The following is a 17945-nucleotide window of genomic DNA, read 5'->3' on the forward strand; positions in this document are numbered from 1 at the left end:
AAAGAGCGGCAGATGATAAGAACAATCCCAGCCGATGGCAAGGAAGGCCCCGAGCCGCTCGCGAGGCGGTGCGCCACTCGCGCGCGCGCTCAATCGAGTCGCTGGTAATCGCCTCGATCGGTTCGGCTCACCCGCGCGTCGAGCTCGAGCTGCGTCAACAGCGCAACCAATCGCTCGACCGACATTGCGGTGCGCTCGACCAGCGCGTCGAAGCCGCATGGATCATGCCCCAAGGCCGCGAGCACGCTCGCAGCATCCGGCTCGAGAGGCGCCTGCGTGTCCGCGCAGCCGATCGGTTGCTTCGGCATGCCGAGCTCGTCGAGCACGTCGAGCGCATCGTCGACCAGCTTCGCGCCTTGCTTGATCAGATGATGACAGCCCTTGCTGAGCGGCGAATGGATCGAGCCGGGAATGGCGAACACGTCCCGCCCCATGTCGACGGCGCAACGCGCGGTGATCAACGAACCGCTCGCCATTGCCGCTTCGACCACCAGGCAACCGCGGCTCAATCCGGCGATGATGCGATTGCGCCGGGGGAAATGGTGCGTCAATGGACGCGTGCCGAGCGCGAATTCCGACAGTACCAGCCCCTCCGAGGCGAGCTGGCTATAAAGTTGTGCATTGCCGTGCGGATAGATCACGTCGATGCCGCAGCCGAGCACCGCGACGGAGCGGCCGACTGCCTGCAACGCCCCACGATGCGCGGCCGTGTCGATGCCCAGCGCCATGCCGCTTGCGATGCACAGTCCGTGCGTCGAGAGCACGCGCGCGAACGCCTCGGCGTTGCGCATCCCCTGTGCCGAGGCGTTGCGGCTGCCGACCATGGCAAGTATGGGGCACGCCAGCAGCTCGATCCGGCCGGCGGCATACAGCACGGGCGGCGGGTCGGGCGTTTCGCGCAGCAGCTGCGGGTAGTGCGGATCTTCCAGCGTGACGATGGCGTGGCCGGGTTGCGCGGCCCAATCGAACGCGGCTTGCACGAGCGGCGATTCGGGACTGCGGCGGATGGCCTCCGCAAGCGCCGGGTCCACCACGCGCGCGAGACCTTGCTGCGACTGGCGCAGCACTTGCGCGGGTGAGCCGAACGTTGCCGCCAGCCGCCGCCAATTGGCGCCGCTGAGCGCCGCTACGGCGTTCAGCGCGAGCCAGGAGGAAAGCGAAGCGGGATCCAACGGCGAGCCGAGGCCGGTTGCACTCGGAGCGACTTGGCCGTACGGGGCTTACGGGTTCTGAACGTAGTCGAGCATGTTGATCGTCGAGCTCGCTTGCATCACCAGCGCGTAGGAGACCTTCTCGAACGTGCGGAATACGAACAGCAGGCCGTGGCGCACCGGCGGCAGGTCGGTCTCGGGCATCGGCGAGCGGATGGTATCGTCGCGGCCGGTCGGACCTTGCCGGCCGTACAAGGGCGTATTGCGGAAGCCTGAAATAGGTTCGGTGCTGTAGCGGATGTTGCTCGCGCTTTCGGGGCTGCGGTACACCGCCAGCACGGTGCCTACGTCGACACCGTCGCGAGCCCCGCGATTCAAGGTCACGACGCTATGGACACCGACTTCGGCCAACCCCCCGTAGGCTGAAATGACCCGACCCTTGATCGGCTTTTCCGGGGCGCGCGGGATGTAGCTGACGAAGCTCGGCTTGGGCGCCGGAAACATCCGGTCGCCGATATACATTTCCTGGTTCGACTTCACGATCTCGAGGATGCTGACTTCCCCGGGGCGCACGATCCGGGCATCGCCCAGATAGACCGCCTCGTAACCGAGCGGCTCCTGCGTGTCCGGATCCACCAGCGGCTCGCCCGGCCGAAACACTTGCCAGAACTGACCGGGGCTGCCGTTGATTCCGCGCGCATAGGCGCGACTGCCTGCCCCGAGGATCATGCGGTTCTCCTGGGTGGCGACGATGCGCGGCGCGCCATCCAGGGTCGATTGCTCGATCACCAGCGGCTGGGTGAGGAACGGTTCGATGGCGGCCGGCGGAATGCTCGGAATGGCTTCGGCTGCATGCGGCTCGGCGCGAACCTTGGGCGTGAGCACCACGGTGGGCATGCCCGCTACGACCCGCGCGCGTCCTGCTGCACGGTCGAGCACGATCACGTCCCCAGGATAAATCCGATGCGGGTTCCTGATCTGGTCCTTGTTCAGCTCGAACAACTGCGGCCAGCGCCATGGATCTTGCAGGAATCGCCCCGATATGCCCCACAGCGTATCCCCCGGGACGACGATATAGCGGTCGGGCGCATTCGGATCGAGCGCCGGTCCGGCGACCGCTGCCCATGCGGTACCGGTCTGACTCAGCAGCAGCATGGCGCCTATAATGATCAGCTTGCGCATCGCACCCCCCTTATGAGGCACAACGGGCGCGTCGAGATCGGACCCGTTTTGACAACTCGGTTTAAATTCTGCATCTAGCGACCTCTATTTGCAAGCATTTATGGCGATTCTTCCGATTCTGCAATATCCCGATCCGCGCCTGCACAAGGTGGCCGTGCCGGTGACGCGCGTGGACGAGGCGATTCGAACCCTGGTGCGCGACATGGCGCAGACGATGTATTCGGCGCCCGGGGTGGGCCTGGCCGCAACCCAGGTCGATGTGCACAAGCAGGTGATCGTCATCGATGTTTCGCCCACGCACGATCAACTGAAGGTTTTCATCAATCCCGAGATCGTGGCAAGCCGGGGCGCTTCCGACGCCGAGGAAGGCTGCCTCTCGGTCCCCGGCGTGTTCGACAAAGTCGCGCGAGCGCAATGGATTCGAGTGCGGGCGCTCGACCCCGAGGGCAAAGCGTTCGAGCTCGAGGCCGACGGCTTGCTTGCGGTTTGCATCCAGCACGAGATGGATCATTTGCAGGGCAAGGTCTTCGTCGAATACCTGTCGCCGCTGAAACGCCGCCGCATTCTCACCCGCATCCGCAAGCAAGAGCGCCGCGCAGGCTAGGCCCGCTGCGGCGCAACCCGCCTGCCGGTCCGAGCTTTCGGCCCCTCTCGGCGGGCGAATTGCCGGACTCGGCGAACTTATTGCCGCCCTCGGCGAACTTGATGGACTACGCGATCGTTCCATGCGCCTGGTATTTGCCGGTACGCCCGAATTCGCCGCCATAGCGCTGCGCGCGCTGCTGGATCGTGGCTACGACGTCGTATCCATACTGACGCAGCCCGACCGGCCCTCCGGGCGGGGGTTGCGCGAGTCCTATAGTCCCGTAAAGCAGCTTGCCTCGAAACGCGGAATTGCGGTGCGACAGCCGGTCAGCTTGCGCGATCCAGGCGTTCAAGCAGGCCTGGGCGATCTCGACGCCGACGCGTGGGTGGTCGCCGCGTACGGGCTGCTGTTGCCGCGCGCGGTCCTGGAGCTGCCGCGCTTCGGCTGCGTCAATATCCATGCATCGCTCCTTCCCCGCTGGCGGGGGGCGGCGCCGATCCAGCGCGCCGTCCTGGCGGGAGACACCGAGACGGGAGTTTCGATCATGCGCATGGACGCAGGCCTGGACACGGGCCCGGTCTATCTGCGCCGTGGAGTGCCGATCGAAGCGCACGACACGGCCGGCAGCCTGCACGACTGCCTGGCCGAAGTCGGTGCGGCTGCCGTGTGCGAGGTGCTCGACGCCTTGGCGGCGGGGGCCATTCGCGCCGAGGCGCAGGCAACCGAGGGAGCGTGCTATGCGCCCAAGCTCACCCGTGAAGACGCCCATATCGATTGGTCGCAGCCGGCCGTGGACCTCGAGCGGCGGCTGCGGGCGCTCGATCCAGTGCCTGGGGCCTATACGACCCACGCCGGTGCCGTCCTCAAAATGTGGTCGGGGCGGGTTTCGACCGGGCGGGCCGCCGCAGTGCCCGGCACCCTGCTCGCTGCCGGGCCCGCGGGCATCGAGATCCAGTGCGGCGACGGCAGCCTGATCGTGACGGTCCTGCAGCGCGCAGGTAGCCGTCGTCTCGAAGCAGGACCGTTCTTGCTGGGCCACCGGATCGAACCGGGTACGCGCCTGGGAGACTGAGGTGGCAACGTGAGCTTCTTAGGCGAGGGGCGGTCGTCGTTCGCTTCCCGGGCGAGGGGCCCCGCTTGCGGGGATCGACCGCAAAGCGAACGACGCCGGGCGCCGACGGCCTGGCGGTTGATTTACATGAGCCGGTTCGGAGGTGCCCGCTTGCGGGGATCGACCGCAAAGCGAACGGTGCCTGGCCGCCGATGCCTTGGCGGTTCGCGTTGCGACGGCGGTTCGGAGGCGGCATGCTGATCGAGCAACGCCTCGCGGTCGAGGCGATTCATGGGGTGCTCTCCGGAAGAAGCCTCACGCCGCTGCTGGAGCGGTTGTTCAGGCAGCATCCCGAACTGGATGCGGGCCAGCGCGGCGCGGTGTTCGACATCGCGCACGGCAGCCTGCGCCATCTGGGGCTCTTGCGCGGGGTGTGCGCCCTGATGCTGCGCAAGCCGCTCAACCCGCCGCAGCTGGAAGCGCTGCTGGTGGCGGCGCTCTACCAGCTCGCGTTCACCAAGGCCGCCCCGTACGCCGTGGTCGATCATGCGGTGCGCGCAACCGAGCAAGCGGGTTGGACCTGGGCAAAAGGCATGGTCAATGCACTGCTGCGTCGATTCTCGCGCGAGCGCGAGGAGCTCCTGACGCGCGCGCGCGGCACGCCAGAGGGCCGTTATTCCTATCCCGGCTGGTGGCTGGAACGCATCCGGGCGACCTACCCCGATCGGTGGGAAGCGATTCTGGATGCGGGCAACCGTCTCGCAGCGACCAGCCTGCGCGTGAATGCGCGTCGCAGCACACGTGACGAGTACCTGAACGCGCTGCACCAGGCCGGCATCGACGCGATCCCGCTCGACGCTGTGGGCGTCATGCTCGCGCGTCCCATGCCGGTGGCGCAGATTCCGGGGTTCGCACGCGGCCTGGTGTCGGTTCAGGACGCCGGCGCGCAGCTTGCGGCCCGGTTTCTCGACCTGCGCCCGGGCCAGCGCGTGCTGGATGCGTTCGCCGCTCCGGGCGGCAAGGCTGCGCATATCCTGGAGCGCGAGACGGTGCATCTGGTCGCGCTCGACAACGACCCGGCGCGGATACAGCGCGTGCACGAAAACCTGCGCCGGCTCGGGCTCGAAGCGGCGAGCGTCTGCGCCGATGCCGCCGAGCCCGATCGCTGGTGGGACGGCCAGGCGTTCGACCGAGTGCTGGCCGATCTGCCGTGCACGGCGTCGGGCGTCGTGCGCCGCCATCCGGACATTAAATGGCTGCGCCGCGAATCCGATATCGCGGCGCTGGCGGCACGCGCAGCCGCGCTGCTGGATTGTCTGTGGCGCGTCGTGCGCCCCGGTGGTAAATTGCTGATCGCCACCTGCTCGGTGTTCCGCGAGGAGAACCGGGGCCAGGTCGATGACTTCGTCGGACGCCATGCGGACGCACGACTCGCGCCGCTTCCCGGACAAGACAGTCTCGATGTGCAGCTATTGCCCGACGAACGCCATGACGGCTTCTATTACGCGTTGCTCGAGCGGGCATAACCGTCGCCCGGCTGACCTGCCCGTTCGCTGCTCGGGTAGCGGCGTCGAGCTTCCGGCGGCCATCGCCCCGTCCGCGCAACCGCTCCCGCTCTCAGCCGTGCGCGCCCGCATGGGACATGCGCGTTAGACGGTTCCTCGCGCTCGCCGGATTGCTGTTCCTCGCGCTCGCGGCGCGTGCGGACAATATCGAGGTGCGCAGCGCCGCCATCGCACTCGGCGAAGACGGATATGTCCTCAACGCGGACTTCGAGATCGCACTGACGCCCACGCTCGAAGACATCCTGAGCAAGGGCGTTCCGCTCAATTTTCTGCTGGAGGTGGAAATCATTCGCCCGCGCTGGTACTGGTTCAACGACCGGATCGCAACCAGCGCGCAACAGTACAAGCTTTCCTACAATTCGCTCACGCGCCAATACCGGGTGTCGCTCGGAACGCTGTTCCAGAATTTTGCCACGGTGGGCGAGGCGGTGCGTTTCTTCTCGAGCGTGCGCAACCTGCCGGTCGCGGATAAGTCGGACCTGCAGCCGGGTGCCGAGTACCAGGCGGCCGTGCGCATGCGCCTGGACGTGTCGCAGCTTCCCAAGCCGTTTCAGATCACCGCGTTCGGATCGCGCGAGTGGAATCTGAGCTCGGATTGGCATCGGTTCGCGGTGACCCCGTGAACGCGCAGTCCGCCCGCCCCCGCCGCCGGCGCTTCGCACGCGCGATGCGCTATGCCGTCGTCTTGTGCGTGGGCCTGGGGGCCGTGGCGCTGTACCTGCTGTCCACCGCGACCGCGAATACGACCATGTTCGCGGAACACTACCCGACGCTGCTGCTGGTCAACGGGGCGCTCGTTCTCATTCTGGTCGCGCTCCTGGTCTATCAATTGGTGCGGCTGGGACGGCGCCTGCGCCGGCGCGAATTCGGTTCGCGCCTCGCGCTGCGATTCGTCCTGCTGCTGGCGCTGATGTCGCTCCTGCCCGGAGCGCTCGTGTACGCGGTGTCGGTGAAGTTTCTCGCGCGCTCCATCGAATCGTGGTTCGAAGTGCGGGTCGACAAGGCCTTGGAGGGCGGCTTGAGCCTGGGCCGCGGCATGCTCGACGGCATGCTCAAGGAGCTGGCGAAGAAAGCGGACGAGATGAGCCTCACGCTATCGCGCCTGCCGCGCGAGGAGCAGGTGAGCGCATTGAGCAGCCTGCGCGAGCAGGCACACGTGCGCGAAGCCACGCTTTTCACCAGCCGCGGGCGCATCGTCGGCTACGCCGGCAACGAGCAGGTGGGCCTGGTGCCCGAGACGCTTTCGCATGCCGCCCTCAAGCAGGTTCGACAGCTGCAGCGCTATGCCGCAATCGAATCCGCCGGCGAAGGCGGCGGTTTGTACATGCGGGTCGTGGTGCCGCTGGACATACCGTCGTTGAGCGAGGGTGTGCGTGCGCTGCAGCTGCTGGAGCCGGTTCCGAGCCACATGGCAGCCGATGCCGAGGCGGTCCAGGGCGGCTATCGCGACTACCAGGAGCTATTGCTCGCGCGGGTGGGCCTGAAGCGGCTATACGGGGTGACGTTGACGCTCGCGCTCTTGGTGGCTTTGCTGTCCGCGTTCCTGCTGGCGTTCCTTTTGAGCGAGAAGCTGGCGGCACCGCTCGCCACGCTCGCGCATGGAACGCGCTCCGTGGCGCATGGCGATTTCAGTCAGCATATCCCGGTCGAAAGCCGCGACGAGCTGGGGGTGCTGACGCAATCGTTCAATACCATGATCGAGCAGTTGAGCGAGGCGCGCGAATCGGCCGAGCATCATCAGCTCGAGCTCGCGCGCGCGAAGAGCTACCTCGAAAGCCTGCTCGCGCACCTCTCCACCGGGGTAATGTCGTTCGATGTTCAAATGCGGCTGCGCTCGTCGAACCCGAGCGCCGGCGCCATCCTGGGTCTGGAGCTCGACCGGCTGCTCGGCGTGCAGCTCGCCGACATCGCGCAGAGCGCAGTCGAGCTCGCGCCGCTGGCCGGCGCGATCGCGGACGGATTCGCGCAGGCGAAAGACGCCGAATGGGAGAGCCAGGTGTCGCTCCAACAGGGCGGGCTGGAAAAGACGATCCTGCTGCGCGGAACCGGCCTTGGCAGCGATACCGAAGGCGGTTACGTGGTGGTCTTCGACGACATCACCGAGCTGATGCAGGCGCAACGCCACGCGGCGTGGAGCGAAGTCGCGCGTCGGCTCGCGCACGAGATCAAGAACCCGCTCACGCCGATCCAGTTGTCGGCCGAGCGCCTGCAGCTCAAGCTCGGCGCCAAGCTGGCGGCGGCCGATGGCGAAATGCTGGAGCGATCGACCCGGCTCATCGTGGAGCAGGTCGCGGCGCTGAAGAGCATGGTGGACGCCTTCAGCCAGTACGCCCGTTCGCCCGAGCCGCGGCTGCAGCCGCTCGATCTCAACCAGCTCGCGCGCGAGGTGCTCGGGCTGTACGAGACGCTCGGCCGCGCCATGGAGGTGCGGCTTGCGCCGCAGCTGCCGCCCGTGCAGGGCGATGCGCGCCTGCTGCGCCAGGTGTTCCACAATCTCGTGCAGAATGCCCAGGATGCGCTGGCCGAGATCGCCGAACCGCACATCCTGGTCAAGAGCGAGGACACGGGGCGAAGCGTGCGCCTATCGATCGAGGACAACGGCTGCGGCATTCCGGAGCAATCGATGCAGCGCGTATTCGAGCCCTATGTGACCACCAAGCAGAAGGGCACGGGGCTCGGGCTTTCCATCGTGAAGAAGATCATCGAAGATCACGGCGGCAGCGTCTCGATCGAGAATCTGAAACCGCACGGCGTGCGGGTCAGCATCGAATTGCCGAAGCGCGCGGAAGCTGGCACGCGCACGGCCATTGCTCGATGAGCGGCGAGCCGCTCGGGCCGATCGGCGTGGCGGCCGCAGCGGTATGAAAAGCGCGGTGTGAAAAGCGCTCAGGGGTCACGGCCCGGAGCAGACGCGCAGAATGGGTGGAGACCGAATCGATGCAGCAAATACTAGTGGTCGACGACGAGGTGGGGATCCGGGAGCTCCTGTCGGAGATTTTGCGCGACGAGGGCTATCAGGTGCGGCTGGCCGAGAACGCGAGCCAGGCGCGCGAGATGCGCGTTCAGAACCGGCCCGATCTGATCTTGCTGGATATCTGGATGCCGGATACCGACGGCATAACGCTGCTCAAGGAATGGGCAGCCGGCGGAATGCTCACCATGCCCGTGGTGATGATGTCCGGGCACGGCACCATCGAGACCGCGGTCGAGGCAACCCGCATCGGCGCCTTCGATTTCCTGGAGAAGCCGATCGCGCTGCAAAAGCTGCTCGGGACGGTGGGCCGCGCGCTCAAGCGCGGGGCAGTCGAGCCGCACGCGCCGCTTTCGCTCGGGAGCCTTGGCCGTTCGGCGGTCATCAACGAGCTGAAGCAACGGCTCGAACGGGTACGCAGCCTGCGCAGCCCCGTGCTGGTCGCGGCCGAGCCCGGCAGCGGCGCGGAAGTGTGCGCGCGCTTCCTGCACCAGCCGAACACGCCCTGGGTCGCTCCGGACAGCACCGGGATGCTGGCCGAAGCGCCCATGGAGCTCGCCGAGAAGGCGCGCGACGGCACGTTGTTCCTGCATGACGTGAGCGAGCTCGCCCGCCTGGAGCAGCGGGGGTTGCTGCTGCTCATCGGCAAACTGGATAAATACAATGCGCGCCTGGTGTGCGCGGTGTCGCGCTCCCTGCCCGACATGGTGGCCGTCGGCACCTTCGATGTACGCCTTTTCGGTGCGCTTTCCGCGGTGACGGTGTCGGTGCCGAGCCTGCGCCAGCATCGCGAGGACGTGCCCGAGCTCGCGTCGCTCATGCTCGCGCGCGGCATCGAGGCCAAGGAGCTACCGCCGAAGCACTTCAGCACCGCGGCGTTGAACGCGCTGCGCAACCACGACTGGCCGGGCAACCTGCTGCAGCTGGAAAACGTCGTTCGCAGCGCTGCCCTGAGCGCGCTCGGGGACGAAATCACGCTCGACGACGTGCAGCGCGTTGCAGCGAGCTTCGACCTGGAACCGGTTACGCCGGCCTCCAGCCTGCCGCTCGACTTGCCGCTGCGCGAGGCACGCGATGCGTTCGAGCGGGTCTACTTCGAGCACCACCTGGGGCTCGAGAGCAGCAACATGAGCCGGGTGGCCGAGCGCGTGGGGCTTGAGCGCACCCACCTCTACCGGAAATTGAAGCAGCTCGGCATCCGTGTCTCCAAGCGCAACGAAGAGCCGGTGTGAACTGGTCCAACTCCTTCGCTTCCTGAGGGGGCGTGAAGCGTGATGGACGCAGGCGCGAGAAGTCCGCCACGCTTCACTCCGTCACCCCGAATCTCCGGTACCCCAAGGAGTTTGCCCCGCGTCGACGCGCCGCGGGATAATCGATCCGTCTTCGAAGGAATCCCACATGGCCACTCGCAGCGATCTCTGTAACGCCATTCGCGCGCTCGCGATGGACGCGGTCCAGCAGGCGAATTCCGGTCATCCCGGCATGCCCATGGGGATGGCGGAAATTGCGGAAGTCGTGTGGCGCCATCACCTGCGGCACAACCCGGCCAATCCGAGCTGGATCAACCGCGACCGTTTTGTCATTTCCAACGGCCACGGCTCGATGCTGCTGTACGCCCTGCTGCATCTGAGCGGGTACGATCTGCCGATGGCGGAGCTGCGCCGCTTCCGGCAGCTCAATTCGAAGACGCCCGGCCATCCGGAATACGGGCTCACACCCGGTGTCGAGACGACCACCGGGCCGCTCGGCCAGGGCCTGGCCAACGCAGTCGGGATGGCGATTGCCGAGCGCGTGCTGGCGGCGCAATTCAATCGGCCCGGTGTCGAGCTCATCGACCATCGTACGTACGTGTTCTGCGGCGACGGCTGCCTGATGGAGGGCATCTCGCACGAGGCGTGTTCGCTGGCCGGCACCCTCGGCCTCGGGAAGCTCATCGGCTTCTACGACGACAATTCGATCTCGATCGATTCCGAGAAGGGCAACATCCGCAGCTGGTTCAGCGACGACACCCCGGCCCGGTTCCGGGCCTATGGCTGGAACGTGATCGGTCCGGTGGATGGGCACGATTCTGAGGCGATCGAGCGCGCGGTCCAGGCGGCGCAGGCGGTGAACGACCGCCCTTCCCTGATCGTCTGCAAGACCATCATCGCCAAGGGCGCGCCGCACAAGGCCAACACCGGCGCCGCGCATGGCGCCCCGCTCGGCGCCGACGAAGTCGCCGCCACGCGCGCGAATATCGGCTGGTCCTACCCACCGTTCGAGATCCCGGCCGACATCTATGCCGATTGGGATGCGCGCGAACGTGGCCGCAAGCTCGAGCGCGACTGGCAGCAGCAGCTGAGCCGATACGCGGACGAGTATCCCGCCGAGGCCGCGGAGCTGCGCCGGCGGTTGGCGGGCGAGTTGCCTGCTGATTGGGCGCGACGCAGCCGCGAGCTCGTGCAACAGACCATCGCCAAGCGCGAAACCGTCGCGACGCGCAAGGCCTCGCAGAACGTGCTCGAAGCCCTGTTGCCGCAGCTGCCGGAGCTGATCGGCGGATCGGCCGACCTGGCCGCATCCAATCTCACCATGGCCTCGACCTCCAAGCCGATCTCTCGCGGCGGCGGCAATTACATCTTCTACGGCGTGCGCGAGTTCGGCATGTGCGCGATCGCGAACGGCCTTGCCTTGCACGGCGGTCTCATCCCGTATGTCGGCACCTTCCTCGTTTTCTCCGACTACGCACGCAATGCGCTGCGCATGGCCGCGCTCATGCACCAACGCCTGGTGTTCGTCTTCACCCATGATTCGGTGGGGCTGGGCGAAGACGGTCCGACGCACCAACCGATCGAGCATGCGGCTACGTTGCGGCTGATACCGCGGATGGACGTGTGGCGGCCGTGCGACAGCACCGAAACGGCGGTGGCCTGGATTGCGGCGCTCGAGCGCCGCGACGGCCCGACCAGCCTGCAGTTGAGCCGCCAGAATCTCGCCTTCAACGCTCGCTCGGACGAAACCGTGCAAGCGATTGCGCGCGGCGGCTACGTGCTCGTCGATGCCGACGGCGGCAAGCCGGCCGCGATCCTGATTGCGACCGGCTCGGAGGTCGCGCTTGCCGTCGCAGCGCGTGAAAAGCTGGCCGCGGCGGGCGTCCCGGTGCGGGTCGTATCCATGCCCTCGACCAGCGTATTCGATCGGCAAGACGCGGCTTATCGTGAAACGGTGCTCTTGCGCGGCATTCCGCGACTCGCGCTGGAGGCCGGCGTGCCCGACTACTGGCGCAAGTACGTCGGACTGGAAGGCGACGTGATCGGCATCGACCGGTTCGGCGAATCGGCGCCCGGGGCCGACGTCTTCAAATTCCTCGGCTTCACGGTAGACAACGTCGTCGCGCGCACGCAGGCACTCGTTGGCGGCTGAGGTTCACGCGGGCGTGTTAGTTGCCTGGCTTCAGGCGCTGAGGCGATGGCGTTAGAATAGTTCGCAAGAACTTCTCCCCGCCTGGAGCCCGTCATGACCATTCGCGTTGCCATCAACGGCTATGGCCGCATCGGCCGAAACATCCTGCGTGCCCATTCCGAGTCGGGCAAATCGCATCCGATCGAGATCGTCGCCATCAACGACCTCGGTAGCGCCGAGACCAACGCCCACCTTACCCGCTACGACACGGTGCACGGCAAGTTCGGCGGCAAGATCGAGGTCGATGGCGATGCGATGGTGGTGAACGGCGATCGCATCAAGGTGCTCGCGGTGCGCAATCCCGCAGAGCTGCCGTGGGGCGATCTCAAGGTCGATGTCGTGCTGGAGTGCACCGGTCTTTTCACCACCAAGGAGAAAGCTGGCGCGCATCTGAAGGGCGGCGCGAAGAAGGTCATCATTTCGGCGCCCGGTGGCAAGGACGTCGATGCGACGGTGGTGTACGGCGTCAACCACAAGTCGCTCAAGGCGAGCCACACCGTCATCTCCAACGCTTCGTGCACGACCAACTGCCTGGCGCCGGTCGCCAAGGTGATGCACGAGAAGATCGGTATCGTCAACGGGCTCATGACGACGGTGCATGCGTATACCAACGATCAGGTGCTCACCGACGTCTATCACGAGGACCTGCGCCGCGCGCGCTCGGCCACGCAGTCGATGATCCCCACCAAGACGGGCGCCGCGGCTGCCGTCGGCCTGGTCCTGCCCGAGCTGAACGGCAAGCTCGACGGCTTTGCGATCCGGGTGCCGACGATCAACGTTTCGATCGTGGATCTCTCCTTCGTCGCCGCGCGCAGCACCAGCGTGGACGAGGTCAACGCGCTGATGAAAGGCGCCGCCGAAGGCGAGCTCAAGGGCGTTCTCGGCTACAGCTCGGGCCAACTGGTCTCGGTCGATTTCAATCACACGACCGAGTCGAGCCTTTTCGACGCGACACTTACCAAGGTCTCGGGCAACCTGGTGAAGTGCCTCGCCTGGTATGACAATGAATGGGGCTTCAGCAACCGGATGTTGGATACGACGGTTGCGTTGGTAAACGCGAAGTAGATCGAAGCGTCATTCCCGTGTAAACGGGAATCCGGAACAATCCGGAATCAGTGGCCCGGATTCCCGCCTGCGCGGGAATGACGGCAGTGCGCCTGCGACTTCGCACACCCGGTACACGGCGCTGCACTTTTCGGCGCCTCTGTTGTTTGCCGCTGCCAGCGCCGCCCGCGACAGCTACAATCGAACCTGGCCCGCCGCCCGGGAGCCTGTCCGCATCGATTGCCGGCGTGCGTAGCCCACCGATTGCGCGCTTCACCGCACTGCGGCGGGCGCTGCGCCCACGCGAAGGAGTGCACGACGTGAAATTCCTGCGAATGACCGACCTCGATCTCAAGGCCAGGCGGGTATTCATTCGTGTCGACTTCAACGTGCCGCAGGACGGCGCGGGCAACGTCACCGACGACACCCGCATCCGCGCTGCGCTGCCGGGAATTCGCTACGCGCTCGACGCGGGCGCAGCGGTGATGCTCACTTCGCATCTCGGCCGGCCGAAGGAAGGCGAGTTGAAGCCCGAGGATTCACTCGAGCCGGTCGCGCGGCGCCTGGCCGAACTGCTGGGGCGGCCGGTGCCTGTTCGGCGCGACTGGGTGGATGGCGTCGAAGTCGTCCCCGGTGAAGTGGTGCTGCTGGAGAACTGCCGCGTGAACGTGGGCGAGAAGAAAGACAGCGAGGCGCTCGCCCGCAAGATGGCCGCGCTGTGCGATGTCTACGTCAACGATGCTTTCGGCACCGCGCATCGTGCCGAGGCGACCACCCACGGAATCGCCAGATTCGCCAAGGTGGCGTGTGCCGGGCCGTTGATGGCCGCGGAGCTCGACGCGCTGTCGCGCGCATTAGGCAACCCGGCGCGGCCGCTACTTGCGATCGTCGCCGGCTCCAAGGTTTCGACCAAGCTCACCATTCTGGAAGCGCTCGCCGACAAAGTCGACCAGCTGATCGTCGGCGGTGGAATCGCCAACACGTTCATGGTCGCCGCCGGCCTGCCCATCGGGAAATCGCTGGCCGAGGCGGACCTGGTCGAAGCGGCGCGGACCGTGATGGCCAAAATGAAGGCGCGCGGCGCCGCGGTGCCGCTGCCCGAGGACGTCGTGGTCGCGAAACGCTTCGCCGCCGATGCCGAGCCGAGCGCCAGGGATGCGCAGGCGGTCGCGGCCGACGACATGATTCTCGACATCGGGACACGAACGGCGCAGCGCTATGCCGAGCTGATCGGCAAGGCCGGCACTGTCGTATGGAACGGTCCGGTCGGCGTGTTCGAATTCGATGCCTTCGCCGCCGGAACCCGCACGGTGGCGCAGGCGATTGCCGAGTCGAAGGCGTACTCGATCGCGGGCGGCGGCGATACGGTGGCCGCGATCGCCAAGTTCGGCATCACCGACAAGGTGTCGTACATCTCCACCGGCGGCGGCGCATTCCTCGAGTTTCTCGAGGGCAAGACCCTGCCGGCAGTCGCCATACTCGAGGCGCGCGCGCAAGCGTAGCGCCGCGCGCGTGCGCCAACTCGCGAGTCGCTGAATTCAGGGGGAGCTTTGATTCGATGCCACGCAGAACGAAGATCGTAGCCACGCTGGGACCCGCCTCGAGCGAGCCGGCTGTCTTGAGCCGCATGATCGCGGCCGGCCTGGATGTCGTGCGGCTGAATTTTTCCCACGGCACGCCGCGCGAGCACGAGAAGCGCGTGACGACGGTGCGCCAGCTCGCGCGCAAGGCCGGGCGCGCGGTCGGCGTCCTGGTCGATCTGCAAGGGCCGAAGATTCGCATCGGCCGCTTCGAGAACGACCGCATCACGCTGCACCCGGGGCACAAGTTCATTCTGGATGCGGAGTGCAAGCTCGGCGACCAAACGCGCGTGGGTCTCGACTATCCCAACCTGCCGCGCGATGTCCACAAGGGCGATACGCTGCTGCTCGACGATGGCGCCATCGTGCTCACGGTGCAGGACGTGAAAGGACCGCGCATCGTGACCAAGGTGGTGGAAGGCGGCGCGCTTTCCAACAACAAGGGCATCAACCGCAAGGGCGGGGGCTTGAGCGCGCCGGCGTTGACCGAGAAGGACATGGAGGACATCAAGCTCGCGGCGCATCTGAAGGCGGATTTTCTCGGCGTGTCGTTTCCGCGCTCGGGCGAAGACATGCAATGGGCGCGCGAGCTGCTGCAGAAGGCGCGCGGCGGCGCGCTCCTGGTAGCCAAGATCGAGCGCGCGGAAGCCATTCCAGCGCTGGAAGACATCGTCAACGCCTCGGATGCGATCATGGTGGCGCGCGGCGATCTCGCGGTCGAAGTCGGGGATGCCGCGGTGCCCGCCTTGCAGAAGCGCATGATCCGCATGAGCCGCGACCACAACAAGCTGGTGATCACCGCGACCCAGATGATGGAGTCGATGATGAATCACCCCAGCCCGACGCGCGCCGAGGTCTCGGATGTGGCCAATGCCGTTCTCGACGGCACCGATGCCGTAATGTTGTCCGGTGAAACCGCTGCGGGCAAATACCCGGTGCAAACCATCGCCGCCATGGCGCGCGTGTGCGAGGCGGCCGAGAAGGAAGACCTTCCCGGCGCGGATCGGCTTCGTTCCGGGTTGCCGCAGGACGCGGAAGAAGCAATCGGGCGCGCCACCATGTACACGGCAGCCTCGCTCGAAATCAAGGCGGTCGCGGCGATGACGCAGAGCGGCAAGACGGTGCAGCTCATGTCGCGCATGGCCTGCTCGGTGCCGATCTATGCCTTGAGCTCGATCACCGAAACGCGCCGCCGGGTGACGCTGTTTCGGGGCGTCTACCCGATCAAGTTCAAGGGCTCCCGGGACCCCGAGCGAGCCTTGCACATGGCGGAAGACGAATTGCTCAAGCGCGGTGCGGTCGTGAACGGCGACTACATCATCCTCACCATCGGCGAGCCGTTCGGCAAGGCCGGCGGCACCAACACCATGAAGATCGTCAAGGTGGGCGAGCACCGCAAGCGCTGAGCACGAACGCCGGGCTTGGCGTTCGAGCCACCCCCCGGGTCGAGGCACCAGGCCGGTATGGGCGTTCCCGGCCTAACCGGGGCGTTTGCCCGCCTCTTTCTCCCTCCGAGGCTTCGCCCCGGCGGTAGAATCGGAGCGCCGCACCCAAGCACTCCCCCGAATCCTCTCATGGAGGCCGGCCTTGGCAGCCACGACTTCCGCTTCCGGCAGACGTAACGCGACGCCCCGCAGCCAGGCGAAGCCCAAGCGCCCTTCCAGCGACGGCACCAAGACAGAAGGCGCAATCCGCGGCGGCAATGGCCGCTATCAGTATGATCTTGCGCGCATCCGCAAGGTAGCGGCGGGAACCGGCTATTCCACCTCGCACGGCGGCGTGGTCGAGGGCGAACGCATGCTGGTGGGCTACATCCACAAGCCGCGCGGCACCGGATCGCGCATGCATTCGCACAAGAACGAGCAGTTCAATCTCGTGGTCAAGGGCACGCTCACCGGCTCGGTCAACGGCAAGCGGGTGCATGCACCCGCGGGCACCTTGATCTACATTCCGGCCAATGCGCCGCACACGCTGGTATCGACCCCGGACGAGGACGTGATCTTCATCGCGATCAAGGACCTGTCGCAGGGCATCATCGGCAAAGCGGTGGACGGAACGATGGCCGGTCCCGTCTACCTCGAGGGCTTCGGCCCGCGCAAGACGACCAAGAAAACCAGGAACGGAAGTTAGGCATATCACGATGGCATTCGAGGAAACGCTGCAGGAGCTGGAGCGCCGGCGCGCCAAGGCGCTGGCCATGGGCGGCCCGGAGAAGGTCGCCAAGCGCAAGGCCGAGGGGCAACTCAACGCGCGCGAACGCATCGACCACCTGATCGACCCGGGCAGCTTCAGCGAGTCCGGCATGTTCGCCACCTCGCACCGGCCCGAAGTTCGCGCGCGTACGCCTGCCGACGGCAAAGTGGCGGGATTCGCGCGCATCGACGGACGCGAGGTCGCCCTGGTCGCCAACGACTTCACCGTGCTGGGCGCCTCCTCCAGCGTGATCAACATGAAGAAGATCAAGCACGTGAAGCAGGTGGCCAACAAGCGCGGGCTGCCGCTGGTGCTGCTCGGCGAGTCGAGCGGTGCACGCATGCCGGACCGCATGGGTGCGGCCGGACGCTCGCTGGTCGCGCAGGACGCGGCCGAATACCAGCGGTTGCGCGAAACGCCGTGGGTATCGGCGTTGCTGGGTCCCTGCTACGGCTCGTCGACCTGGTATGCCGCGATGTCCGACCTCGTCGTCATGCGCAAGGGCTCGACCATGGCCATCGCGAGCGCGCGCGTGACCTCCATGGCGATCAACAAGCCGATCGACCCGGAAGAGCTGGGCGGCTGGCGGGTGCATGCCGAGAAAAGCGGGCTGGTCGACCTGGCGGTGGATACCGACCAGCAGGCGCTCGACGCCGTGCGCCGATTCCTGTCCTACTTGCCGAGCCACAACATGGAGCCGCCGCCGATCGCGCCGGTGCCGCCGGGGTCCGAGGAGGGCTCGCGCAAAATCCTCGACATCCTGCCCGAGTCGCGCAGCAAGGTGTACGACGTGCGCAAGATCATCGACGCCATCGTCGATGTCGGCAGTCAGTTCGAGGTCAAGGCGCGTTTCGGACGCTCGATCGCAACCTCGCTTGCGCGCCTCGACGGCCGCAGCGTGGGCTTCATCGCCAGCAACCCGTTGTACAAGGGGGGTGCGCTCGATGAAGCGGGCGACGAATCGGCGCGCCGGCAGGAAGTGCTCGATGCCATCTCGCAAGACGCCAGTGCGTGGGGGCTCGCCGAGCTGTTTGAGGCGCAGAACGTGATCGATCCGCGCGATACCCGCGCGTTCCTCGTGCGCGCGCTCGAAACTCATCGCCTGCGTCTGAGCGGGGGTGTTGGCAAGCATCTACTGCATAACTGGCCCACGAGTTATTGAGGCAGCAAGCGCCTGAAGC

General features: G+C 66.4%; 14 protein-coding genes and 1 pseudogene. 13 read left to right on the forward strand and 2 right to left on the reverse strand.

Features of this window, described 5'->3' with window-relative positions; genetic code table 11:
• Positions 1-89: 89 nt before the first annotated feature.
• Both dprA and GEV05_01775 read right to left on the reverse strand, forming a co-directional pair.
• The gene (gene dprA, locus GEV05_01770) at positions 90-1097 is read right to left on the reverse strand and encodes a DNA-protecting protein DprA (protein ID MPZ42134.1); all 1008 of its coding nucleotides are present in this window, start codon (positions 1095-1097) and stop codon (positions 90-92) included.
• 123 nt (positions 1098-1220) lie between these two features.
• A complete protein-coding gene (locus GEV05_01775) occupies positions 1221-2333 on the reverse strand; it encodes a LysM peptidoglycan-binding domain-containing protein (protein MPZ42135.1) in 1113 nt (370 codons plus the stop codon).
• A gap of 100 nt (positions 2334-2433) precedes the next feature.
• On the opposite strand from GEV05_01775, the gene def reads away from it, so the two are divergent.
• The 13 genes and pseudogenes from def to GEV05_01840 all read left to right on the forward strand — a co-directional run bounded on the left by def (position 2434) and on the right by GEV05_01840 (position 17926).
• Positions 2434-2937, forward strand: a complete 504-nt coding sequence (gene def, locus GEV05_01780; GenBank protein MPZ42136.1) for a peptide deformylase — start codon at positions 2434-2436, stop codon at positions 2935-2937.
• Positions 2938-3058: 121 nt separating this feature from the next.
• Positions 3059-3991 carry a methionyl-tRNA formyltransferase gene (locus GEV05_01785; protein MPZ42137.1) on the forward strand — a complete coding sequence of 311 codons (933 nt, stop codon included), beginning with the start codon at positions 3059-3061 and terminating at the stop codon, positions 3989-3991.
• A 233-nt stretch (positions 3992-4224) separates the two neighbouring features.
• A complete protein-coding gene (rsmB, locus tag GEV05_01790; protein ID MPZ42138.1) occupies positions 4225-5496 on the forward strand; it encodes a 16S rRNA (cytosine(967)-C(5))-methyltransferase RsmB in 1272 nt (423 codons plus the stop codon).
• Positions 5497-5612: 116 nt separating this feature from the next.
• Positions 5613-6158, forward strand: coding sequence for a DUF4390 domain-containing protein (locus GEV05_01795; protein ID MPZ42139.1), 546 nt, complete (start codon positions 5613-5615; stop codon positions 6156-6158).
• 44 nt (positions 6159-6202) lie between these two features.
• Positions 6203-8353, forward strand: coding sequence for a HAMP domain-containing protein (locus tag GEV05_01800; protein ID MPZ42140.1), 2151 nt, complete (start codon positions 6203-6205; stop codon positions 8351-8353).
• A 119-nt stretch (positions 8354-8472) separates the two neighbouring features.
• On the forward strand, positions 8473-9738 hold the full coding sequence (locus GEV05_01805; GenBank protein MPZ42141.1) for a response regulator: 1266 nt from the start codon (positions 8473-8475) through the stop codon (positions 9736-9738).
• 166 nt (positions 9739-9904) lie between these two features.
• Positions 9905-11908, forward strand: coding sequence for a transketolase (gene tkt / locus GEV05_01810; protein MPZ42142.1), 2004 nt, complete (start codon positions 9905-9907; stop codon positions 11906-11908).
• Positions 11909-12001: 93 nt separating this feature from the next.
• Positions 12002-13012: a type I glyceraldehyde-3-phosphate dehydrogenase gene (gap, locus tag GEV05_01815; protein MPZ42143.1), complete on the forward strand. Its 1011-nt coding sequence runs from the start codon at positions 12002-12004 to the stop codon at positions 13010-13012.
• A gap of 7 nt (positions 13013-13019) precedes the next feature.
• A pseudogene (locus tag GEV05_01820) lies at positions 13020-13106 on the forward strand (GIY-YIG nuclease family protein).
• Positions 13107-13311: 205 nt separating this feature from the next.
• Positions 13312-14493 carry a phosphoglycerate kinase gene (gene pgk, locus GEV05_01825; protein ID MPZ42144.1) on the forward strand — a complete coding sequence of 394 codons (1182 nt, stop codon included), beginning with the start codon at positions 13312-13314 and terminating at the stop codon, positions 14491-14493.
• Positions 14494-14549: 56 nt separating this feature from the next.
• The gene (gene pyk / locus GEV05_01830; GenBank protein ID MPZ42145.1) at positions 14550-15977 is read left to right on the forward strand and encodes a pyruvate kinase; all 1428 of its coding nucleotides are present in this window, start codon (positions 14550-14552) and stop codon (positions 15975-15977) included.
• A gap of 181 nt (positions 15978-16158) precedes the next feature.
• The gene (locus GEV05_01835; protein ID MPZ42146.1) at positions 16159-16701 is read left to right on the forward strand and encodes a cupin domain-containing protein; all 543 of its coding nucleotides are present in this window, start codon (positions 16159-16161) and stop codon (positions 16699-16701) included.
• 10 nt (positions 16702-16711) lie between these two features.
• Entirely contained in the window at positions 16712-17926 is a 1215-nt protein-coding gene (locus tag GEV05_01840; GenBank protein ID MPZ42147.1) for a hypothetical protein, read from the forward strand.
• The last annotated feature ends 19 nt before the right edge of the window (positions 17927-17945 follow it).

The sequence above is a fragment of the Betaproteobacteria bacterium genome (assembly GCA_009377585.1).
Taxonomy (GTDB): domain Bacteria; phylum Pseudomonadota; class Gammaproteobacteria; order Burkholderiales; family WYBJ01; genus WYBJ01.